Genomic DNA, 21,830 nt, shown 5'->3' on the forward strand with positions numbered 1-21,830 from the left:
GAAGCGGCCCGCGTCCCTCACCGGCGCCACGCCCCGGACGCCCCCCGCCGACGCACGTGCCGGCCTGCCGCGGCAGGCCGGCGACCCACCGCGGGCAACCCCCCGGACCTCGCGTCCGGCCCCCGCGGTGGAGCTGCGGGCGGTGACCGTGGCCTACGGGGCGGCGGCCGAGCCGGTCTTCGACGCGCTCGACCTGCGCATCGAGGACGGCGAGCACCTGGCCGTCGTCGGTCCCAGCGGCATCGGCAAGTCGACCCTCACCCGCCTCGTCGCCGGGACGCTCGCCCCCGGCAGCGGCGAGGTCGAAGTGGCCGGCCGGGCGATCGCCGGCCGGAGCCCGGCCGAGCTCGCCTCCCTTCGCGTCCTGCTGCCCCAGCAGGCGTACGTCTTCACCGGCACGGTCCGGGACAACCTCGGCTACCTGCGGCCGGACGCGCGGCGGACCGACATCGAGGCAGCCGTACGGGAACTCGGGGCCGGGCCTCTCGTCGAGCGCCTGGGCGGGCTCGACGCGCCGGTACGCCCCGGCGAACTCTCGCTAGGCGAACGTCAGTTGATGGTGCTGGCACGCGCACACCTGTCAACGGCTCGCCTGCTCCTCCTCGACGAGGCGACCTGCCATCTCGACGCGGCGTCGGAGGCGCGGGCCGAGGAGGCGCTCGCACGACGTCCCGGAGCGCTCGTCGTCGTGGCGCATCGCATGTCGTCCGCGATGCGCGCCGACCGGATCCTGCTGCTGGACGGTGCCGGCGCGGTGTGCGGCACCCACCGGGAGCTCCTCGCCCGTTCGCCGCTCTACCGTGACCTGGTGGGGCACTGGAGCGGAACCGGAAAGTGACCGGTTCACGTCCAGCCGGCGCTCTGCACGATGCGTATCGCGTCCACGCGATTGCGCGCCCCCAGCTTCCGTATGGCGCTGGCCATGTAGTTGCGGACGGTTCCCCGGGACAGATGCAGGCAGGTGGCGATCTCCGCGATCGGGGCGCCCTGCGCCGCCAGGCAGACCACATTCAGCTCGCGAGTGGTCAGCGGCATCCGTGAGGCCTCCAGCAGCGCCACGGTGAGTCTCTCGTCGAGGAACCGCTCGCCCTTGGCGACGGTGTGGCAGGCGTCGATCAACTGCTGCGAGGGGGAGTTCTTGTCGACGAACCCCAGTGCTCCCGCGTCGAACGCCCGGCGCAGCACACCGGGCCGCTGCGAAGTCCCGAGAACGATGAGACGAGCCCCGCAGCGGTCCCAGAACCACGCGCCACCGGCGTCTTCCGGTCCCCGCAGGCAGTCCCCGTCCACCACGCACACGTCCGACGGCAGGTCGTGGTCCTCCGGACCGTCACCGCGGGAGGGCACGGACGAGACCTCGAACCCGTCGGCGGAACGCAGCAGTTGCACCAGTGCCGTCCGCAACAGCGCCGCATCGTGCACCACGAGAACACGGACCATGCGCACCCAACCCCCTCGGCTCCCAGTCGTCCCACGACCTCTGGGCTCGTCCCCGCCCCCCACCCACTTGCCCCAACCGCACCGACAAAGGCAGAACTGGCCATCGCGCCCACCGCTCAACGACAGCAACACGCCGTTCTGAGCGCCGCGCCGAAACGGAGGGGGGAGAAGCACATGTCCGGAAGGCGGCCCTTGACACACCGTGCCCACCGGGCCGGCCGCCGCCGGGGACGGTTCGACGGCCGTCGGCGGGGTGAACTCCCGGCCATCCCGGGGGAGGACGAAACAGCCGTTGCCGAAAACGCACGAAGCGAATGTGGCCGGAACGCTGCGGTCACTCTTGAGCGCCGCCTTGCGCCGGGCCGTCCTCCTTCTACGCGCGGCCCAGTGCGGCCAGCTCCTTGGCGGCCTCGGTGAGATCCTTGGCGGTGTCGATGGCCCGCCAGTAGGCGCCCTGCGGGATCGGGAAGCCCGCCAGGCGCCGCTCCCGCGCCAGGTGGGGGAACGTGGTGCGCTCGTGGTCGCCGCGCTCCGGCAGCAGGCCGGCGAACTCGGGGGAGAAGACGTAGACGCCCGCGTTGATCTCGAAGGTGGAGGGCGGTGCCTCGATGAAGTCCGTGATGTGACCGAAGCCGTCCGTCTTCACCGCGCCCCACGGGATGCGCGGGCGGGCCAGCGCCAGGGTGGCGACCGCGTCGCGCTCGGTGTGGAAGTCCGCCATGTCGCGCAGCGAGAAACGGGTCCAGATGTCGCCGTTGGTGGCATACCACGGCCGGTCCGGGTGGGGGAGGTGGGCGGCGGCGAACTTCAGGCCGCCACCGCGTCCGAGGGGTTCGGTCTCCACGGCGGTGGTGACGTTGACGGGGAGGTCCGACGACTTCAGCCAGGTCTGCAGGACGTCCGCGAGGTGCCCGCACGAGATCACCACGTCCGTCACGCCCTCCTCGGCGAGCCAGGCGAGCTGGTGGCCGATGATCGGGGTGCCGGTGCCGGGGATCTCGACCATCGGCTTGGGCCGGTCGTCCGTGTAGGGGCGCAGCCGGGACCCCTGGCCCCCGGCCAGGACGACGGCTTGGGTGGGGCGGGACGCCGCATTCGGATGGGTCATGACGGAACTGTACGTCCCGCCCCCGCCCCGCCTCGCGCGAGTGTGCGGCCGTGCTCCGTGGCACGGCCGCACACTCGCGCGGCCGGGCCCGGTCAGCTGTGCGCCGCGAGGACCCCGGAGGCGAAGGAGGTGTCGCAGACCGGGCGGGCGTAGGACTGGGCGCGGGAGGGGCCGTAGATGCGGACGGCGGCGCGGCCCAGGGTGCGGGCGATCGAGGCGCAGTGCGCGGCCAGCGAGGGGCGGCCGTTGACCGCCTGCTGGAGGTGGGTCAGCGCGACGCCCGGGTTCTTCTCCTGCAACTCGGTCAGCAGCTGGTCGCGCAGCACGTCCTGCGGGGCGAGGGCCCGGGCGCGGTCGTGGACGGAGACCTCGGCCGCCGATGCGTCGGACGCGGTGAGCACCGAGTTCGAGGGGCTCCCCGACCAGTTGACTCGGGTGACCGCGAGGGTCCCGGAGAGCACCAGGACGACGGGCAGGACGAGGGCGAGGGAGCGGCCGATCCGGCGGGCGGGGCCCCGGCCGCGTCGCGTGGGGTGGGTGGTGGAGTGCTTCACGCGAGTGAGGGTAGCGCCCGGTAATGATTTGGCGACATTTAGTCACCTCTTCGGGGGATGCCGACGGTGCCTCCCACGGGTGACGTGTTGACGCACACTGCTCGAAATGTCCCCTGCGTCGGGGTATTTCGCGGCGGCGCGAGGACGCGGAAAAGGGCCCCGCCGCTGTTCGCGGGGCCCTTTCCGTCAACCTGGGCGAAACACCCGGGTTTCTCCGGAGGTTTCAGCCGTACGGGGTTCAGTCCGTGAGGCGCTCGCCGGTCGAGGTCGAGAACACGTGGGTCTCGCCCGGCCGCGGCACCACGTGCAGCGTGGAGCCCTTCTCCGGGACCTGGCGGCCGTTGACCCGGACCACGAGGTCCTTCGACTCGCCGCCGACCTCGGCGGTGCCGTAGACGTAGCCGTCGGCGCCGAGCTCCTCCACGACGTTCACCGAGACCGCGAGGCCGGCCGGGGCCTCCTCGGAGTCCTTGGACAGCGAGGAGGCCGCGCCGCCGCCCAGCTCCACCACGTCGAAGTGCTCGGGGCGGACGCCGACGGTGACCGTGCGGTCACCCTTGTCGGAGGCGGCCTTGAGCGCGTCGCGGTTGACCGGCACCACGCTGTTGCCGAACTTCACACCGCCGTCGGTGATCGGCACCTCGACCAGGTTCATCGCCGGGGAGCCGATGAAGCCGGCCACGAACAGGTTGGCGGGCCTGTCGTACATGTTGCGCGGCGAGTCGACCTGCTGGAGCAGACCGTCCTTGAGCACGGCCACCCGGTCGCCCATGGTCATGGCCTCGACCTGGTCATGGGTGACGTACACCGTGGTGATGCCGAGGCGGCGCTGCAGCGAGGCGATCTGCGTACGGGTGGACACGCGGAGCTTGGCGTCCAGGTTGGACAGCGGCTCGTCCATGAGGAACACCTGCGGCTCGCGCACGATGGCGCGGCCCATGGCGACACGCTGGCGCTGACCGCCGGAGAGCGCCTTCGGCTTGCGGTCCAGGTACTCGGTCAGGTCGAGGATCTTCGCCGCCTCCTCGACCTTCTGCCGGATCTCCGCCTTGTTGACGCCGGCGATCTTGAGCGCGAAGCCCATGTTGTCGGCGACCGTCATGTGCGGGTAGAGCGCGTAGTTCTGGAACACCATGGCGATGTCCCGGTCCTTGGGCGGCAGGTGGGTGACGTCGCGGTCACCGATGCGGATGATGCCGGAGTTGACGTCCTCGAGCCCCGCGAGCATCCGGAGCGAGGTGGACTTTCCGCAGCCGGACGGGCCGACCAGGACGAGGAACTCGCCGTCCTCGATGTCGATGTCGAGCGCGTCGACGGCGGGCTTCTCGGAACCCGGGTAGATCCGGGTCGCCTTGTCGAACTGGACAGTGGCCATGGCGAATGGGCCCCCTTCTACCGGCAGGAACGTGCCGGACGATCCGTTGTAGGAAGGTGGTTGCCACTACGGGTGATTCCGTTGTGGTGTGGTGTAGTCCACAAGGGTGAACTGGCACAGGACGCTACCTGGCGTCCACCTCGTCTGTCAGCACTTGGGGCCCTGTGAACTTCGCGGAAATTTTCGAGGTGGGCGGCGGTGGCCCGGGTACACTGCACGGGCACGAGCGCACAGGGCCGTGCACGCCTCCTTAGCTCAGCTGGTCAGAGCGCCGCTCTTGTAAAGCGAAGGTCGTCGGTTCGAATCCGACAGGGGGCTCCGCGTGGCGAGGCCACCGGCACCTCGGGTGCCGGTGGCCTCGTTCGTTTTTCGTCGGCCCTGCGAGGCGGACCGGTCAGGACCTCCGGAGCAGGGCGGTCAGGACGTCGCGCAGGGTGCCCTCCGGGTCCGGGGTGGCGCCGGTGGCGCGCCAGGCCACGAAGCCGTCCGGGCGGACGAGCACCGCGCCGTCGGCGGTCGTGCCGTGCAGCCGGGCCCAGTCAGGGGCACCGGCCTCGCCACCGGCGGCCGCTCCGCTGCCCCGGAACCCGCCCTCGCCCGCCGGGCGTCCGTCCGGCCCGGCCACGCCTGCCCCGCCGCCCGGACCGGTCCCGGTGCCCGGGCGGCCCGGGGCGCCGCGCTCGCCGGCCGGGGGGCCCGCAGGACCGCCGTGCTCGGCCGCCGGGGGCCTTCCCTCGTCGGCCGGGGCGCCTGCCGGGCCGCCCGGGCGGCCGTGTTCGACGGCCGAGGGACCTGCCGCGTCCACCGGGGGGCCTGCCAGGCCGGGCTGCGGCTCCGGTACCAGGTCTGTGCCGATTCGGTATGAGATCAGGGGCAGGTCGTCCGTCTCGGCGATTCTGCGGGCCGCCGTGTGCCAGCCCGCGCTCGAGCCGGCGTCGCTGAGGAGGACGAGGGAGCGCTCGTACAGGTCGAGGGTGGAGACGCGCTCGCCGTCGCGGCGCAGCCACAGGTGGGGGGCCCGGCTGCCCGGCTCGCCGGTCAGGCGCATGCCCTCGGGGACGACCGCCTGGTCGGGGTCGGCGCCGACGACCGCGCCGTGCGGGTAGCGATAGCCGAGGACGACGTTGAGGATGCCGCCGCGCTTGGCGCCGCCGACGCCGGGCGCGGGCGCGAAGCCGGGGTGGCTGTGCTCGACGGAGCGGGCCGAGGCGCGGGCGCTGGTGGCGGTGGCGACCGGGCGGCGCTCGGTGTCGTAGGTCTCCAGCAGGCCGGGGCCGGCCCAGCCACCGAGGACCGCGGCGAGCTTCCAGGCGAGGTTGTGGGCGTCCTGGATACCGGTGTTGGAGCCGAAGGCGCCGGTGGGGGACATCTCGTGGGCGGAGTCGCCGGCGAGGAAGACGCGGCCGGAGGAGTAGCGGTCGGCGACGCGTTCGGCGGCCCGCCAGGACGCCTTGCCGGTGATCTCCACGTCGAGGTCGGGGGCGCCGATGGCGAGGCGGATGTGCCGCTGGAGGCGTTCCTCGGTGAACTCCTCCAGGGTCTCGCCGCGCTCGGGGTGCCAGGGCGCGTGGAAGACCCAGTGCTCCTGGTTGTCGACCGGGAGCAGGGCGCCGTCCGCGTCCGGGTGGGTGAGGTAGCAGCAGATGAAGCGGCGGTCGCCCACGACGTCGGCGAGGAGCTTGGAGCGGAAGGTGACGCTGACGTTGGCGAAGAGGTCGCCGGGCCCGCTCTGGCCGATGCCGAGCCGCCCACGCACCGGGCTGCGCGGCCCGTCGGCGGCGACGAGGTAGTCGGCGCGGACGGTGTACCGCTCGTCGGTGGCGCGGTCCCGTACGACCGCCGTGACGCCGTCGCCGTCCTGCTCGAAGGAGTCCAGCTCGTGGGAGTAGCGCAGGTCGCCGCCGAGCGCGCGGGCGCCTTCCAGGAGTACGGGTTCGAGGTCGTTCTGGCTGCACAGGCACCAGGCGGTCGGGCTGAACCTCGCCAGGCCCCCGCCCGGGTCGATGTGCTTGAACAGCCACTCGCCGGCGTCGCCGACCAGGGTGGGCGTCTGGAGGATGCCGTGGTTGTCGGCGAGCAGTGAGGCCGCCGCCTTGATGCCGGGCTCGATGCCGGCCACCCGGAACAGCTCCATGGTCCGCACGTTGTTGCCGCGTCCGCGTGGGTGGAAGGAGGTTCCGGAGTGGCGCTCGACCAGCATGTGCGGCACGCCGAGGCGGCCGAGGAACAGCGAGGTGGACAGGCCCACCAGGGAGCCGCCGACGATGAGGACGGGGACCCGGTGGTCGGCTTCTTGGCGCATCGATGCCTCCGAAAGCGGGGTGCGGGGTCAGGGCGCGTCGGAGTTTCCATGCCCTGCGCGCGGGCCGTCCGCGTGCGTTCGCGGGGCCAATCACCCGTGTGATCACCCACGTGGTGCACACGAGTCGCGCACCGCCTGGGACCGGCACAGGATCGAGATCACGTGACGTCGCGTCACCCGCGGCGGGCGTTCCCTCCCCTTCTGTCCCGTGCCAACCGCCAAGCCCCGTCAAGGAGACGTACGCAGATGACCGCGATTTCCGAGCGTGTTCCAGACCCGGCCGAGCAGCAGGCCTCGAAACGTGTCTCCCAGTCCGTCTTCGACGGTTCCCGGCTCCGGGTCGTGCTGCTGGTGGACGTCTACGACGGCGCCCAGCAGCAGTTCCTTGAGGCGTACGAGGAGATGAGCAACCAGGTCGCCTCCGTTCCCGGGCACGTCAGCGACCAGCTGTGCCAGTCGATCGAGAACCCCTCCCAGTGGCTCATCACCAGCGAGTGGGAGAGCGCCCCGCCGTTCCTCGCCTGGGTGAACAGCGAGGAGCACGTGCGGATGGTGCAGCCGATGCACAGCTGCATCCGCGACACCCGCTCGCTGCGCTTCCACATCGTGCGGGAGACCGGAGTGGAGAAGGCGTCCGCCGGGCGCCGGCTGCAGACGTCGCCGCGGATCGGCGACGGTGTCATCCGGCACGCGCTGACCTTCACGGTGAAGCCGGGCAGCGAGAAGAAGGTCGCCGAGCTGCTGGCCAACTACAAGTCGCCCGAGGCGCGGGTGGACGACACCACCAAGCTGTGCCGGACCTCGCTGTTCATGCACGGCAACCGGGTCGTGCGGGCCATCGAGGTGCGCGGGGACCTGCTGGCCGCGCTGCGGCACGTGGCGCGGCAGCCGGAGATCCGCGCGGTGGAGGAGGCCATCAACCCGTATCTGGAGCAGGCCCGGGACTTCAACGACCAGGAGTCCGTACGGGTGTTCTTCACCCGGGCCGCGCTGCCCGCCGTGCACCACGTGACGGGCGGTCAGGACTCGGAGCGGGCCGAGCGGCACGCCCTGTACTACCCGGCCCGCCCGGGAATGGGCATGAAGCTGGCCGAGCTGCTGGCCCAGCAGGACGAGCGGGCCGCCGACGACCCGCGCAGCCCGGTGCTGGTCAGCACGGTCTTCGAGCGGGACGACGTGGTCGTACGGCTCATCGACGTGCGCGGCGGGCTGGAGGCGGACCCGGCCGCCGCGCTGGGCATCGCTGACGCCGCGCAGGTGTCGGAGCTGACCACGCTGCTCGACGGGGACGCGGCCAAGAAGGACGGCGACCTGTCCCGGCTGCTCGGTCTGGCCCGGATGGACCTCGTCACCGACCGCCGCTCCGCCCCGGACGCCTGACTCCGCCCCCAAGCAGACGCACCACACCCACCGGAGGAACGACGTGATCAAACCCAGGCCCAGGATCGTGGACCTCAGCGACACCGAGCCCAACACCCGGCGCGGAGGCGATCTGCGCGCCATGCTCACCCCGGCCACGGTCGGCTCCACCAGCGGTTTCATGGGCGTCGCCATCGTGCAGCCCGGCGACCGCATCGGCGAGCACTACCACCCGTACTCCGAGGAGTTCGTCTACGTCGTCTGCGGCGACCTCGAGGTGGACCTGGACGGCGAGCCCCATCCGCTCCGGCCCGAGCAGGGCCTGATGATCCCCGCCTACATGCGCCACCGCTTCCGCAACGTGGGCAACGTCGAGGCGCGGATCGTCTTCCACCTCGGCCCGCTCGCGCCGCGCCCGCAGCTCGGCCACGTGGACACCGAGGGCACCGAGACGGTGCCGGTGGCGGCCGGCGCGGTGCAGGACGCGGACCCCGCCGAGGTGCGGTCATGACCAGGCGGGTGGCGGTCACCGGCATAGGCGTGGTGGCGCCGGGCGGCATCGGCGCCCCGGCGTTCTGGGACCTGCTGGCCGCGGGGCGTACCGCGACGCGCGGCATCACGTTCTTCGACCCGGCCGGGCTGCGGTCCCGGATCGCCGCGGAGTGCGACTTCGACCCGGTCGCCGCGGGGCTGGACGAGGAGCAGGTGGCGCGCTGCGACCGCTACATCCAGTTCGCGCTGGTGGCCGGCGAGGAGGCGGTACGGGACTCGGGCATCGACCTCGCCGGGGAGAACCCCTGGCGGGTCGGGGTCTCGCTGGGCACCGCCGTCGGCGGCACCACACGCCTGGAGAACGACTACGTCCTGGTCAGCCATGGCGGCGAGCGCTGGGACGTGGACCACGAGCGGGCCCGCCCGCATCTGGAGCGGGCGTTCACGCCGAGCACGCTGGCCTCGACGGTGGCCGAGCGGTTCGGGGCGCGCGGGCCGGTGCAGACCGTCTCCACGGGCTGCACCTCCGGGCTCGACGCGGTGGGGTACGCCCTGCACACCGTGGAGGAGGGCCGGGCCGACATCTGCATAGCGGGCGCGTCGGACTCGCCGATATCCCCGATCACGATGGCGTGCTTCGACGCGATCAAGGCCACGTCGCCGAACAACGACGACCCGGCCCACGCCTCCCGCCCCTTCGACAACGACCGTGACGGGTTCGTCATGGGCGAGGGCGGCGCGGTGCTCGTCCTGGAGGAGCTGGAGCACGCCCGGGCGCGCGGCGCGCACGTGTACTGCGAGCTGAGTGGCTACGCCACCTTCGGCAACGCCTACCACATGACCGGTCTGACCAGTGAGGGCCTGGAGATGGCGCGGGCCATCGAGACCGCGCTGGACCACGCCCGGCTGGACGGCTCGGCCATCGACTACGTCAACGCGCACGGCTCGGGCACCCGGCAGAACGACCGGCACGAGACGGCCGCGGTGAAGCGGGCGCTGGGCCGGCACGCCTACGACACTCCCATGAGCTCCATCAAGTCGATGGTGGGCCACTCGCTGGGGGCGATCGGGGCGATAGAGGTGGTGGCCTGCGTGCTGGCCCTGGCCCACCAGGTGGTCCCGCCGACCGCGAACTACGAGACCCCCGACCCGGAGTGCGACCTGGACTACGTCCCGCGCACCGCCCGCGAGCGGAAGCTGGACGCCGTTCTCTCCGTGGGCAGCGGGTTCGGCGGCTTCCAGTCCGCGGTGATCCTGACCCGGCCGTAGGGAGTGAGGGAGAGGACACGATGAGTGCACCCCATGAACGGCGCGCGGCCGTCACCGGCATCGGTGTGGTCGCGCCCAACGGAACGAGCACCGAGACCTTCTGGAAGGCCACCCAGGAGGGCCTGAGCGTCCTCGACCGCGTGACCCGCGAGGGTTGTGAGCACCTGCCGCTGAAGGTGGCCGGCGAGGTCCGGTCCTTCGACGCCTCGGCGGCGATCGAGGAGCGCTACCTCGTCCAGACCGACCGCTTCACGCACTACGCCATGGCGGCGGCCGACGCGGCCCTGGAGGAGGCGCGGCTCGGCCGGGCCGACACCGAGGGCGCCCCGTTCTCCGCCGGCGTGGTCACGGCGGCCGGGTCCGGTGGCGGTGAGTTCGGCCAGCGGGAGCTGCAGAAGCTGTGGGGCAAGGGCAGCCGTTACGTGGGCCCCTGGCAGTCCATCGCCTGGTTCTACGCGGCGAGCACCGGCCAGGTCTCCATCCGGCGCGGCTTCAAGGGGCCCTGCTCGGTGGTGGCCGCCGACGAGGCCGGCGGCCTGGACGCCCTGGCGCACGCGGCGCGCGCGGTACGGCGCGGTACGGACGTGATCGTGGCCGGCTCGACCGAGGCGCCGCTGGCCCCGTACTCGATGGTGTGCCAGCTCGGCTACCGGGAGCTGAGCCCGGTGTCCGAGCCGGAGCGGGCGTACCGCCCGTTCACCGAGGCGGCGTCGGGGTTCGTGCCGGCCGAGGGCGGCGCGATGCTCGTCGTGGAGGAGGCGGGCGCGGCCCGAGAGCGGGGCGTGCCGGTGCGGGCGACGGTCGCCGGGCACGCGGCGACGTTCACCGGCGCCTCCCGCTGGGAGCTGTCCCGCGAGGGGCTCGCGGAGGCGATCCGCGGGGCGCTGGCGGAGGCCGGGTGCGCGCCGGAGGAGGTCGACGTGGTCTTCGCCGACGCGCTCGGCGTGCCGGAGGCGGACCGCGCCGAGGCCCTGGCCATCGCGGACGCGCTCGGCGCGCACGGGCGGCGGGTGCCGGTCACGGCGCCGAAGACCGGCATCGGGCGCGCTTACTGCGCGGCGCCGGTGCTGGACGCGGCGGCGGCGGTCCTGGTGATGGAGCACGGACTGATCCCGCCCACCCCGAACGTCGTCGACATCTGCCATGACCTCGATCTGGTGACCAGCCGGGCCCGTGCCGCCGAGGTGCGCACCGCGCTGGTCCTCAGCCGGGGGCTCATGGGCTCGAACTCGGCGCTGGTGCTGCGGCACGGCGTCGCCGGGCCCTAGCGAGGCCGCCGGGAGAGACCGGGAGCCGGGCTCGGCGACCGGGAGCGAACGGGAGCGAAAAGGAGAGGATCCGCATGAGTGTCCGAATCACCGTGGAAGAACTGTCCGAACTCATGAAGAAGGCGGCCGGCATCACGGTCAGCCCGAAGGAGCTGGCGGACCGGCCCGACCGGGGCTTCGACGAGCTCGGCATCGACTCGCTCGGCCTGCTCGGCATCGTCGGCGAGCTGGAGAACCGGCACGGTACGCCGATGCCCGCCGACGCGGAGCGCTGCAAGACGCCCCGGAAGTTCCTCGACCTCGTCAACAGCACCCTTCTGGCAGGAGCGTAAGAGATGGCCGGACACACCGAGAACGAGATCACCATCGCGGCGCCGGTGGACCTGGTCTGGGACATGACCAACGACGTGGAGAAGTGGCCGCAGCTGTTCAGCGAGTACGCCTCCGCCGAGGTCCTGAAGCAGGAGGGGAACAAGTGCACCTTCCGGCTGACCATGCACCCCGACGAGAACGGCACCGTGTGGAGCTGGGTCTCCGAGCGTGAGCCGGACCGCGCGACGCTCACGGTCAAGGCGCGGCGGGTGGAGACCGGCCCGTTCGACCACATGCACATCCGCTGGCGCTACGAGGAGGTGCCGGCCGGCACCCGGATGGTGTGGACGCAGGACTTCGCGATGAAGCCGGACGCACCGGTCGACGACGACTGGATGACCGACAACATCAACAAGAACTCCAAGGTCCAGATGGCCCTCATCAAGGAGAAGGTCGAGCAGGCCGCCCGCGGGGGCCGCCGGCCCGAGCCGGCCCTGAGCACCGACTGATCGTCCGGAGCGCAGTGAGCCGGACCGTAGGAGGAGGACAACGCCCATGCACCAGGCCCTGATCGTGGCCCGGATGGCGCCGGGTTCGGCCCCGGACATCGCCAAGATCTTCGAGGAGTCGGACCGGGGCGAGCTGCCGCACCTGGTCGGCGTCACCCGGCGCAGCCTGTTCCAGTTCGGCGATGTGTACATGCACCTCGTCGAGGCCGACCGCGACCCCGGGCCCGCCATCGCCAAGGTGGCCGGGCACCCGGAGTTCCGGGACATCAGCGAGCGGCTGTCGGCGTACGTCAGCGCGTACGACCCTCAGACGTGGCGTTCGCCGAAGGACGCCATGGCGCACCGCTTCTACGTCTGGGAGCGCGACGGCCGGGGCTGACACCGCCCGGGGACGGACGGGAAACGGCCGCCGGGCCCGCGGATTCCGCGGGCCCGGCGGCCGTCGCCGTGCTGCTCCCGGTGCCGGTCAGGCCGGGACGGTGCAGTCGAAGGCGTGCAGGTACGGGTTGACCGGTCGGATGTCGTCGATGACCAGGCCCGCCGCCTTCAGCCGGCTCACCATGGAGTCGGTGGTGTGCTTGGCGCCGCCGACGTTCATCAGCAGCAGCAGGTCCATCGCGGTGGAGAAGCGCATCGACGGGGTGTCGTCGACGAGGTTCTCGATGACCACGACCCGGGCCTTGGGGCCGCCCGCCCGCATGACGTTGCGCAGGCAGCGGGCGGTGGAGTCGTCGTCCCACTCCAGGATGTTCTTGATGATGTAGACGTCGGCCGTGACCGGTACGGACTCGCGGCAGTCGCCGGGCACGATGTCCACGCGGCCGGCCAGCGAGCCGCCCTCGCGCAGCCTCGGGTCGGCGTTGTCCACCACCCTCGGCAGGTCGAGCAGCGTGCCGTGCATGGCCGGGTACTTCTCCAGCAGGCTCGCCACCACATGGCCCTGGCCGCCGCCGATGTCGGCGACCGAGGAGGCCCCGGACAGGTCCAGGAGCTCGGCGACCTCGCGCGCGGACTGCTTGCTGGAGGTCGTCATGGCCCGGTTGAAGACGTCCGCCGACTCGGGGGCGTCCTCGTTGAGGTAGACGAAGAACTCCTTGCCGTACAGGTCCTCCACGACGTTGCGGCCGGTGCGCACCGCCTCGTCCAGCTTGGGCCAGGCGTCCCAGGTCCACGGCTCGGTGCACCACAGGGTGATGTAGCGCAGGCTGCCCGGGTCGTCCTCGCGCAGCAGCCTGGACATGCCGGTGTGCGCGAAGGTGCCGTCGGGCTGCTCGCTGAAGACGTCGTAGCAGGCCAGCGCGCGCAGCAGCCGGCGCAGCGGCTTGGGTTCGGTCTTCACCGCGGCCGCGAGGTCCTCCACGGTCATGGGGGTGTCGCCGAGCGCGTCGGCCACGCCCAGGCGCGCGGCGGCGCGGAGGGCGGCGGCGCATGCCGCCCCGAACGCGAGTTCCCTGAGCCGCATGGGCGGCGGTGGGGCGGTCTGAGCGGTCGTCATGTGCCGCCTTCCTTCCTTCTCGGCCCCCGCGCCTTCGCGGGGGCACGGCCTACGGGGACTGCGGCCTCAGCACAGGCCCGCGGGCTTGGAGGCCGCGCAGGAGTTGTGCTCGAAGACGTTGCCGCGCTTGGTGCTCTCCTGGTTGACCAGGTCGGCCGGGGAGTTGTCCTGCAGCGTGTTGTCGCTGATGTGGTTGCGGTCGCTGGTGACGCCCACGAAGCTCTTGAAGAGCACGACACCGCCCGACAGCGGGGACTTGCCCACGTTGCCGGCGATCAGGTTGTGGCTGATGTCGGAGTCCTCGGCGCCGGTCAGGACGATGCCCGAGCCCTGCAGGAAGGGCAGCCGGGTGGTCTTGGCGCAGTACTTGTTGTTCTCCACGACCCGGTTGTCCTGAACGGTCAGCGCGCCCGCCTTGGGCTTGTTCTCGTCGCCGACGAGGAAGACGCCCGCGCAGTTGCCGGCGATCTCGTTGGCGGCGACGGTGAGATTGCGCAGCCGCCGGACGGTGACGCCGATCCGGTTGCCCTCGAGGTGGTTGTGGGCGATCAGCGTGCCCTTGGTGTCGGTGGCGCCCTTCTCGGCGGTGATCGTGTTGGCCAGGAACAGTCCGGCGTCGCCGTTGTTCCGGGCGGTGTTCTCCTGGTAGGTGCTGTGCTCGGAGCGCTCCTCGGCGAAGCCCCACAGCCCGTTCTTGACGGAGTTGACGTGCCGCACGATCAGCCCGTCCGCCCCGACGGCGACGACACCGGCGCGGGAGTAGCCGGTCACGGTCAGGTCGGAGACGGTGACGCCCATCAGGCGCTTGCTCTTGGTGCCGGCCACGCAGATGCCGTTGCCGCGCTTGCCGCAGTCGTCCTTGGCCTTGGTGGCCGGCTTGAGGACGGTCTGGCGGCCCATGCCGCTCAGGGTCAGGCCGGGCGTCGTCACCTTGACGCTCTGGTGGTAGGTGCCGGGCATCAGCAGGACGGTGTCACCGGGCTGGGCGGCGTCCACCGCCTTCTGGATCGACTCCCCCGGGTGCACCAGGTGGGTGCGCGGGAACTGGATCGGCGGGGCGGCGGCGATGCCCGCGCCGACGAGCGCTGCGGCGCTCACAAGCAGAGCGAAGTGGCGTTTCGTCATATTCTGTACGGTATGACCTGATAACCCGTCAGGCCCCGGATGGTCCGTCCGGGGGCGTGTCATGCCCGGAAGCGGCGAGCTCGGCGGGCGCCCCGATCGCCCCGGTGACCATACTTGCGCCTGTGAGCGGCGTCAGCGCGGTGCGGCGGGCGGGGCGGGCGGTGCGGGCGTACGTGCGCAGCGCCCCGGGGACGTACGGCTGGCTGCTCATCCTGTTCGTCACCACGGTGGCGCTGCACCGGATGTCGCCGGACTTCGAGGAGGACTTCCTGCGCCAGCGCTCGACGAACATCCACGAGTTGTCGGACAACCCGGTGCGGGTGCTCTTCGCCAGCGCCATGTGGATCGCGAGCGGCCTCTGGCTGCCGTACGCCGCCCTTTTCACGGTCTTCCACGCGCAGGCCGAGCGCTGGCTCGGCACCCTGCGCTGGCTGGTGGTGTGCGTGGCCGCGCACGTGCTGGCGACGCTGATCAGCGAGGGCGCGCTGCTGTGGGCGATCCAGCGCCGGGTGGCGCCCGAGTCGGCCGTCAACACCCTGGACGTGGGGGTGAGTTACGCGCTGTCGGGGGTCGTGGGGGTGCTGACCTACCGGATCGCGCCGCCCTGGCGGTACGCGTATCTGGCCGCCGTGCTGGTCTTCTACGGGCTGCCGCTGGTGACCGGGCGCACCTTCACCGATCTCGGGCATTTCACCGCCGTACTGATCGGTCTCGCCTGTTATCCACTGGTCAGGGGCTGCGGAAAAGCATGGAATCCGAAGGAGACACTGGCCGCCCTCAGGCGTTAGCGTCCGGCCATGAGCAGCTGGTCGAGCAGTGTCGTCAACGGTGGCGTCTCCTTCTGGTTCGCGGACGACGGTCTTCCGGACGTGCGGGAGCCGCTGACGGGCGACGGACAGGCCGACGTGGTGATCGTCGGCGGCGGATACACGGGCCTGTGGACCGCGTACTACCTGAAGAAGGCCGCGCCCTTCCTGCGGATCACCGTCCTGGAGCAGAAGTTCTGCGGTTACGGCGCCTCCGGCCGCAACGGCGGCTGGCTCTACAACGGCGTCGCCGGCCGCGACCGGTACGCGAAGCTGCACGGACAGGAGGCCGCCGTACGGCTCCAGCGGGCCATGAACGACACCGTGGACGAGGTCGTCCGCGTCGCCGCCGAGGAGGGCATCGACGCCGACGTCCACAAGGGCGGTGTCCTGGAGGTGGCCCGCACCCCCGCCCAGCTGGCCCGCCTGAAGGCCTTCCACGAGCACGAGCTGGCGTTCGGCGAGAAGGACCGCGAGCTGTACGGCGCCCGGGAGACCGCCGAGCGCGTCCGGGTGGCGGACGCGGTGGGCTCCTCCTGGACCCCGCACGGCGCCCGGCTGAACCCGGCCAAGCTGGTCAAGGGGCTCGCGGCGGCCGTCGAGGCGCTCGGGGTGACCATCCACGAGGCGACCCCGGTCACGGAGATCCGCCCCAAGCACGCGGTCACCCCCTACGGCACCGTCCGCGCGCCCTACGTGCTGCGCTGCACCGAGGGCTTCACGGCCTCCCTCAAGGGCCAGCGGCGCACCTGGCTGCCCATGAACTCCTCCATGATCGCCACCGAGCCGCTGACCGACGAGCAGTGGACGTCGGTCGGCTGGGCGGGCCGCGAGACCCTCGGCGACATGGCGCACGCCTACATGTACGCCCAGCGCACCGCCGACGGCCGGATCGCGCTCGGCGGGCGCGGGGTGCCGTACCGCTTCGGCTCCCGCACCGACAACGACGGCCGCACCCAGCCGGAGACCGTCCAGGCGCTGCGGGACGTCCTCGTCGGCTTCTTCCCGGCCCTCGCCGGGGTGCGGATCGAGCACGCCTGGTCCGGGGTGCTCGGCGTGCCGCGCGACTGGTGCGCGAGCGTGACCCTGGACCGCACCACAGGCCTCGGCTGGGCGGGCGGCTACGTCGGCTCGGGCGTGGCCACCACCAACCTCGCCGCCCGCACCTTGACCGACCTCGTGCGGTTCGACTCCGGCCAGGCCGGGCCGACCGGGCTGACGGCGCTGCCGTGGGTCGGCCACAAGGTGCGCAAGTGGGAGCCGGAGCCGCTGCGCTGGCTGGGCGTGCAGGGCATGTACGCCACCTACCGCACCGCCGACCGGCGCGAGCTGCTCAGCCACAGCGCCCGCTCCTCGCGCCTGGCCCGCGCCGCCGACCGGGTGTCCGGCCGCGGCTGACGGCTGATCAAGTCCCCGCTGCCTGCCCTCCTTTACCCGCTTGTACGCCCCTTTACGTGACGGCCGAATCTTTACGCGCTGATTGCCGTCACGAGCACCTCCCGTCACCGCCGTCGCACCGAAGCTGTGTGCCGTATGTGTCATGTACGCCACGGCTCCATAGGGGAGGGCACTTCATGACGGCCACGAGCCGGCGAAGAAGAAGAACAGCGGCGGTCCTCATCACCACCGCCGCGCTGGGCCTGACCATCACCCAGGCCCAGGCGGCGGGACGCGGCACCGACCCCTTCGGGGTACGCGCCCTGCGCCACCAGGCCCAGCTGAACGAGCAGCACAAGGGACGGCACGCCCTCGCCGACGACGGCGGTGACGAGGGCGGCAACGAGGGCGAGGAGATCGCCGAACAGGCCGACCAGTACGCCGAGGCGCGCACCTCGCCCGGCATCGTCGCCCCGGGCGCCTACGGGGCTGCCTACGACGCCCTGCGCGACCTGCCGCGCACCCACGGCTCCTGGCGGGACGTCACCCGGCTGCCCTACGACTCCGACGACCCCCGCTACCGGGACGTCAACTCCAACTCCAGCGGCGGCGCCGGCCGCGTGACCGGCAGGGTCACCGGGCTCGCCGCCGACGACCACGGCTATGTGTACGCGGGCTCCGCCAACGGCGGCGTCTTCCGCTCGCGCACCGGCGGCGGCCACTGGACCGAGATCTCCGACCGGCTGCCCGCGCTGTCCACCGGCGACCTCGAACTCGACGGCCGCGGCCGGCTCTGGTACGCCACCGGCGAGGCCAACACCAGCTCCACCGCCTTCCTCGGCACCGGCGTCTACGTCCTGGCCGACCCCCGGCACGGCCGCTTCTCCCAGCGCGACCGGGTCGGCGGCGACGAGCTGGAGTCCACGTCGATCCACGCGCTGCGCTTCGCGGGCGACAAGGTGTGGGCGGCGACCACGCGGGGCGTGTGGAGCCACTCCACGAAGAACCTCAAGGGCCCCTGGAAGCTGGAGTTCGCGCCCAACCCGGACTACCTGCCCGGCGGCGCGAAGGCCTCCGACCCGGACGCCGCGTACAAGAACATCGCCAATGACATCGCCGTCGACCCGAAGGACCCGGGCAAGGTCGTCCTCGCGGTCGGCTGGCGCGGCGGCGACGACTACAACGGCTTCTACGCCAAGGACACCAAGGGCGGCGCGGGCTGGCAGCGGCTGACCGGGCTCGGGGACCTGCCCAGCGACAGCGCGGACGTCGGCAACGTCACCTTCGCGCGCAGCGCCGACGGCTCCCGCTACTACGCCATCGACCAGTCGCCCGAGCAGACCGCCGAGAACCCCGACAGCGGCCTGGAGGGCATCTTCGTCTCCAAGTCCGGCTCACCGGCCGGCCCGTGGACGAGGATCGCGGACTACAAGCAGCTGCGCGACTCCGGTTCGGCGCTCACCGGCGCCGGATACCAGCCCGGCATCCAGGCCTGGTACAACCAGTTCCTCGCGGTCGATCCGAAGAACCCCGACCACCTCTACGCGGGCCTGGAGGAGGTCTTCGAGACCAAGGACGGCGGCGCTTCCTGGACCGTGCCGGGGCCGTACTGGAACTTCGGCTTCAAGTGCTGGTCCATCGACCCGGCCAAGCAGTCCGGCGACTGCCCCTCCACCGTGCACGCCGACCAGCACGCCGTCACCGTCGGCAGCGACCACGGCAAGCCGTACGTGATCGTCGGCGACGACGGCGGCGCCTACCGGCGCCCGCTGAACGGCAGCGCCAACGCCGAGGGCCACGCCACCGACTGGACCTCCCTCAACGACGGCACGATGGACGCCCTCCAGTACTACTCGGTGGGCATCGGCGCCGACCCCGCCTCCCGGGGCGTCGACGTCACCGGCGGACTCCAGGACAACGGCCAGTCGGTCCTGCGGCCCGGCGACCGGGTCATGGGCTCCGACTTCGGCGGCGACGGCGGCGACACGATCACCGACCCGGCCAACGGCTGCAACACCGCGCAGGAGTACGTCTACCTCGCGGTGTCCGTCACCCAGAACTGCGCGGTCAACGACGGCGCCTGGACCACCGACCCGTCCAAGGCGACCACCTGGTCCGTCGCCCCGCCCGACAGCGCCACCAGCGAGGCCCGCTTCATCGCCCCGCTGAACGCCGACATCAAGGACAAGAACACCTGGGTCGCGGGCGGCCGGCACGTATGGGTCAACACCAAGGGCTGGGCGATCCGCAGCGGCAGCGAGTGGACCTCGGCCTTCGACCTCGGCGCGGGCCACACCGCCACGGCGGTCGCCTCCTCCGGCGGCAAGGTGTACGCGGCCTGGTGCGGGCCCTGCAACAACCAGGGCTTCACCCGGGGCATCGCGGTCGGCAACGCCGACGGCACCGGCTGGCACCAGCTGACCCTGCCGGTCGACGGCACGGTGCCCAACCGGTACCTGTCCGGGCTGGCCGTCGACCCGGCCGACAGCGACCACGTGCTGCTCGCCGTCAACGGCTTCTCCCGCAAGTGGACCGAGGGCCCCGGCGCGGGCGTGGGACACCTGTTCGAGACCCGGGACGGCGGAGTGACCTGGAAGGACGTCTCCGGCGACCTCCCGGACATCCCGGCCAACTCGGTCGCGCTGCTCAAGGGCGGCACGGTCGTGCTCGGCACCGACCTCGGCGTGCTCGTGCGCACCCCCTGGTCGCACGGCTGGAAGGTGGCGGGCGGCAACCTGCCCACCACCGCGGTCATGCAACTGCGCACCGGCCCCGACGGCCTGCTCTACGCGGCCACGCACGGCCGCGGCATCTGGGCGATCGACCCGCGCCACCTGCGCTGACCGGCCGCTCACGGGGAGGGGTCCCGGCCGGGACCCCTCCCCACCCCTCGCGGGCTCTCCGGCCCCCCGTGCGGCCCGGTGCCACTCCCGCCCGTGCCCGGCCTCTCAGGCCACCGGCTCCGGCACGGCCTCCCGCTGGGCCGGCGCCTCGCGGCCCGGCGCCCGTGCCGTCACCATCAGCCCCGCGACGAGGGCGGCGAGCAGCATGACGGCCGCGGCCACCCAGATGGCGACGGTGTAGCCGTGCACGACCCCCTCCGGCACCACCCGGGCGCGGTCGGCCGGGCCGTGCACATGGGCGGTGATGTAGGCGGCGCTGCTGGTGGTGGCGATCGTGTTGAGCAGCGCGGTGCCGATCGAACCGCCGACCTGCTGCGAGGTGTTCACCGTCGCGGAGGTCACGCCCGAGTCCTGCGGGGCGACGCCCGCCGTGGCGGTGGCGAACACCGGCATGAAGGTCAGGCCCATGCCCAGCCCCATCAGCACCAGGGCGGGCAGCACCTCGCTCGTGTACTCCGACTCCACCGTCAGACGGGTGAGCAGCAGCAGCCCGCCCGCCGCCAGGACCATGCCGGGGACCATGAGCACGCGCGGGGCGACGCGCTGGAGCAGCCGGGCGGAGATCTGGGTGGCCCCGATGATGATCGCCACGGTCAGCGGCAGGAAGGCCAGGCCGGTCCTCAGCGGCGAGTAGGCGAGGATCTCCTGGAGGTAGTACGTCATGAACAGGAACAGCCCGAACATGCCGATGATCGCCAGCAGCATGGTCAGGAAGCAGCCGGCCCGGTTGCGCTCCCGCACGATGTGCAGCGGCAGCAGTGGCATCGGCGCCCTGCGCTGCCACCAGACGAACGCCACGAGCAGCGCCGCGCCCAGCGCGAACAGGCTCAGCACCAGCGGGTCGGTCCAGCCGCGCGGCTGGGCCTCGCTGAAGCCGTAGACCACCGCGACCAGGCCGCCGCAGCCCAGCACCACCCCGGGCACGTCCAGCCGGGCGCCGGCGTGGCCGGGCCGGTCGTGCAGCAGGACGAACGCGCCGAGCACCGCGATCACGGCGATCGGCACGTTGACGTACAGGCACCAGCGCCAGTTCAGGTACTCGGTCAGCAGGCCGCCGACGATGAACCCGATCGCCGAGCCGCTGCCCGCCAGCGCGCCGTAGATGCCGAACGCCTTGCCGCGCTCGCGCGGGTCGGTGAACGTCGTGGTCAGCAGGCTCAGCGCGGAGGGGGCGAGCACGGCGGCGAAGGCGCCCTGGAGGGCGCGGGCGCCGAACAGCATGCCGGAGGAGGTGGCCGCGCCGCCGAGCGCGGAGGCGCCGGCGAAGCCGATCAGCCCGATCACGAACGTGCGCTTGCGGCCCACCAGGTCGGCGATCCGCCCGCCGAGCAGGAGCAGCCCGCCGAAGGCGAGGGTGTAGGCGGTGATGACCCACTGGCGGTTGGCGTCGGACATGTCCAGGGCGTGCTGCGCGGAAGGGAGCGCGATGTTCACGATCGTCGCGTCGAGTACGACCATCAGCTGCGCCAGGGCGATCACCACCAGGGCCCACCAGCGGTGCGCGTCGGCGGCGCGGGCGTGACGGGGGCGGTAACCGGGGTGCGGGGAGCGCAGCGGATTCCCGTGATGGGAGGGGCCGGCGTGGTGGGCTATCGGTCGGTCGGCGAGGGAGGATTCACCTTTTCGGGTGATACTCATCTGGACAGAACATCATGAATCGGCCGGTAACGCATCCCTCGGGCGTTGTCAGTGCCGTGGTGCAGCATGGGGCCATGGCGAGAAGAGCGACGAACGGCGGGGACGGCGGGGCGGGCGGTGACGGCCGGGCCCGGGTGAAGGCCGCGCGCCGGCCCGAGGTGCGGCTGCCCGCGCTGGAGGCGTACGACGGGGGAGGCCTGGAGCCGGACGGGGACTACGACGGGCTGGAGTTCAGGGACACGGACCTCACCGGGCAGGACGGCGCGGGCGCCCGCTTCATGGACTGCGCGCTGACCGGCTGCGTGCTGGACGACACCTCACTGCACCACGCCCGCCTGCTCGACTCGGTCCTCACCGGCATACGGGGCGTGGGCACCGACCTCGCGGAGTCGACCCTGAGGGACGTGGAGCTGGCCGACGCCCGCCTCGGCGGGGTGCAGCTGCACGGCTCGGTCCTGGAGCGGGTGCGTGTCCGGGGCGGCAAGATCGACTACTTGA

At 72.2% G+C, this 21,830-nt stretch carries 20 protein-coding genes, 1 tRNA gene and 1 pseudogene; 13 read left to right on the forward strand and 9 right to left on the reverse strand.

Annotated elements, in window-relative coordinates; all coding sequences use genetic code 11:
- A partial coding sequence (locus IE249_RS37660; RefSeq protein WP_308434369.1) for an ATP-binding cassette domain-containing protein occupies positions 1–838 on the forward strand: 838 nt, incomplete at its 5' end.
- A gap of 5 nt (positions 839–843) precedes the next feature.
- Here IE249_RS37660 and IE249_RS17920 read toward each other — a convergent pair.
- The 4 genes from IE249_RS17920 to IE249_RS17935 form a co-directional block, all read right to left on the reverse strand.
- A complete protein-coding gene (locus IE249_RS17920; RefSeq protein ID WP_189705836.1) occupies positions 844–1,440 on the reverse strand; it encodes a response regulator transcription factor in 597 nt (198 codons plus the stop codon).
- 373 nt (positions 1,441–1,813) lie between these two features.
- Entirely contained in the window at positions 1,814–2,548 is a 735-nt protein-coding gene (locus tag IE249_RS17925) for a nucleotidyltransferase family protein (RefSeq protein WP_189705837.1), read from the reverse strand.
- 92 nt (positions 2,549–2,640) lie between these two features.
- Positions 2,641–3,102 carry a hypothetical protein gene (locus IE249_RS17930; RefSeq protein ID WP_189705838.1) on the reverse strand — a complete coding sequence of 154 codons (462 nt, stop codon included), beginning with the start codon at positions 3,100–3,102 and terminating at the stop codon, positions 2,641–2,643.
- 238 nt (positions 3,103–3,340) lie between these two features.
- Positions 3,341–4,477 (reverse strand): ABC transporter ATP-binding protein, encoded by a 1,137-nt coding sequence (locus tag IE249_RS17935; RefSeq protein WP_189705839.1) that lies wholly within the window; start codon positions 4,475–4,477, stop codon positions 3,341–3,343.
- 244 nt (positions 4,478–4,721) lie between these two features.
- Between IE249_RS17935 and IE249_RS17940 the strand changes: the two genes are divergently transcribed.
- Positions 4,722–4,795, forward strand: a tRNA-Thr gene (locus tag IE249_RS17940).
- A gap of 76 nt (positions 4,796–4,871) precedes the next feature.
- On the opposite strand, the gene IE249_RS40275 is transcribed toward IE249_RS17940, so the two are convergent.
- Positions 4,872–5,282 carry an aromatic-ring hydroxylase C-terminal domain-containing protein gene (locus tag IE249_RS40275; RefSeq protein ID WP_444544810.1) on the reverse strand — a complete coding sequence of 137 codons (411 nt, stop codon included), beginning with the start codon at positions 5,280–5,282 and terminating at the stop codon, positions 4,872–4,874.
- A gap of 111 nt (positions 5,283–5,393) precedes the next feature.
- A pseudogene (locus tag IE249_RS17945) lies at positions 5,394–6,779 on the reverse strand (FAD-dependent oxidoreductase); the annotation flags it as partial.
- A gap of 246 nt (positions 6,780–7,025) precedes the next feature.
- Between IE249_RS17945 and IE249_RS17950 the strand changes: the two are divergent.
- From IE249_RS17950 to IE249_RS17980, 7 genes are all read left to right on the forward strand, one after another.
- A complete protein-coding gene (locus tag IE249_RS17950) occupies positions 7,026–8,159 on the forward strand; it encodes a SchA/CurD-like domain-containing protein (protein ID WP_189705840.1) in 1,134 nt (377 codons plus the stop codon).
- A 43-nt stretch (positions 8,160–8,202) separates the two neighbouring features.
- On the forward strand, positions 8,203–8,649 hold the full coding sequence (locus tag IE249_RS17955) for a cupin domain-containing protein (RefSeq protein WP_229858755.1): 447 nt from the start codon (positions 8,203–8,205) through the stop codon (positions 8,647–8,649).
- On the forward strand, positions 8,646–9,899 hold the full coding sequence (locus IE249_RS17960) for a beta-ketoacyl-[acyl-carrier-protein] synthase family protein (RefSeq protein ID WP_189705841.1): 1,254 nt from the start codon (positions 8,646–8,648) through the stop codon (positions 9,897–9,899). The genes IE249_RS17955 and IE249_RS17960 overlap by 4 nt, the downstream gene beginning before the upstream one ends.
- A gap of 20 nt (positions 9,900–9,919) precedes the next feature.
- Positions 9,920–11,167 carry a beta-ketoacyl synthase N-terminal-like domain-containing protein gene (locus IE249_RS17965; RefSeq protein ID WP_189705842.1) on the forward strand — a complete coding sequence of 416 codons (1,248 nt, stop codon included), beginning with the start codon at positions 9,920–9,922 and terminating at the stop codon, positions 11,165–11,167.
- Positions 11,168–11,241: 74 nt separating this feature from the next.
- Complete coding sequence (locus IE249_RS17970) at positions 11,242–11,499, forward strand: acyl carrier protein (protein WP_189705843.1); 258 nt, start codon at positions 11,242–11,244, stop codon at positions 11,497–11,499.
- A gap of 3 nt (positions 11,500–11,502) precedes the next feature.
- Complete coding sequence (locus tag IE249_RS17975; RefSeq protein ID WP_189705844.1) at positions 11,503–11,988, forward strand: SRPBCC family protein; 486 nt, start codon at positions 11,503–11,505, stop codon at positions 11,986–11,988.
- Positions 11,989–12,034: 46 nt separating this feature from the next.
- On the forward strand, positions 12,035–12,367 hold the full coding sequence (locus tag IE249_RS17980; protein WP_189705845.1) for a TcmI family type II polyketide cyclase: 333 nt from the start codon (positions 12,035–12,037) through the stop codon (positions 12,365–12,367).
- 87 nt (positions 12,368–12,454) lie between these two features.
- Here IE249_RS17980 and IE249_RS17985 read toward each other — a convergent pair whose 3' ends face one another.
- Positions 12,455–13,483 (reverse strand): methyltransferase, encoded by a 1,029-nt coding sequence (locus IE249_RS17985; RefSeq protein ID WP_189705846.1) that lies wholly within the window; start codon positions 13,481–13,483, stop codon positions 12,455–12,457.
- A 66-nt stretch (positions 13,484–13,549) separates the two neighbouring features.
- A complete protein-coding gene (locus IE249_RS17990) occupies positions 13,550–14,608 on the reverse strand; it encodes a right-handed parallel beta-helix repeat-containing protein (RefSeq protein WP_189705847.1) in 1,059 nt (352 codons plus the stop codon).
- A gap of 122 nt (positions 14,609–14,730) precedes the next feature.
- On the opposite strand from IE249_RS17990, the gene IE249_RS17995 reads away from it, so the two are divergent.
- The 3 genes from IE249_RS17995 to IE249_RS18005 all read left to right on the forward strand — a co-directional run bounded on the left by IE249_RS17995 (position 14,731) and on the right by IE249_RS18005 (position 19,634).
- The gene (locus tag IE249_RS17995) at positions 14,731–15,396 is read left to right on the forward strand and encodes a rhomboid-like protein (protein WP_229858756.1); all 666 of its coding nucleotides are present in this window, start codon (positions 14,731–14,733) and stop codon (positions 15,394–15,396) included.
- Between the two features lie 9 nt (positions 15,397–15,405).
- Positions 15,406–16,812, forward strand: coding sequence for an NAD(P)/FAD-dependent oxidoreductase (locus tag IE249_RS18000; protein ID WP_189705848.1), 1,407 nt, complete (start codon positions 15,406–15,408; stop codon positions 16,810–16,812).
- Between the two features lie 176 nt (positions 16,813–16,988).
- Positions 16,989–19,634: a glycosyl hydrolase gene (locus IE249_RS18005; protein ID WP_229858757.1), complete on the forward strand. Its 2,646-nt coding sequence runs from the start codon at positions 16,989–16,991 to the stop codon at positions 19,632–19,634.
- A 105-nt stretch (positions 19,635–19,739) separates the two neighbouring features.
- On the opposite strand, the gene IE249_RS18010 is transcribed toward IE249_RS18005, so the two are convergent.
- On the reverse strand, positions 19,740–21,332 hold the full coding sequence (locus tag IE249_RS18010) for an MFS transporter (RefSeq protein WP_189705849.1): 1,593 nt from the start codon (positions 21,330–21,332) through the stop codon (positions 19,740–19,742).
- 74 nt (positions 21,333–21,406) lie between these two features.
- Between IE249_RS18010 and IE249_RS37665 the strand changes: the two genes are divergently transcribed.
- On the forward strand, positions 21,407–21,830 hold a 424-nt coding region (locus tag IE249_RS37665; protein WP_229858759.1), incomplete at its 3' end, for a pentapeptide repeat-containing protein.

It is taken from the genome of Streptomyces anandii JCM 4720 (genome assembly GCF_014650655.1).
In the GTDB taxonomy this organism is placed as follows: domain Bacteria; phylum Actinomycetota; class Actinomycetes; order Streptomycetales; family Streptomycetaceae; genus Streptomyces; species Streptomyces anandii.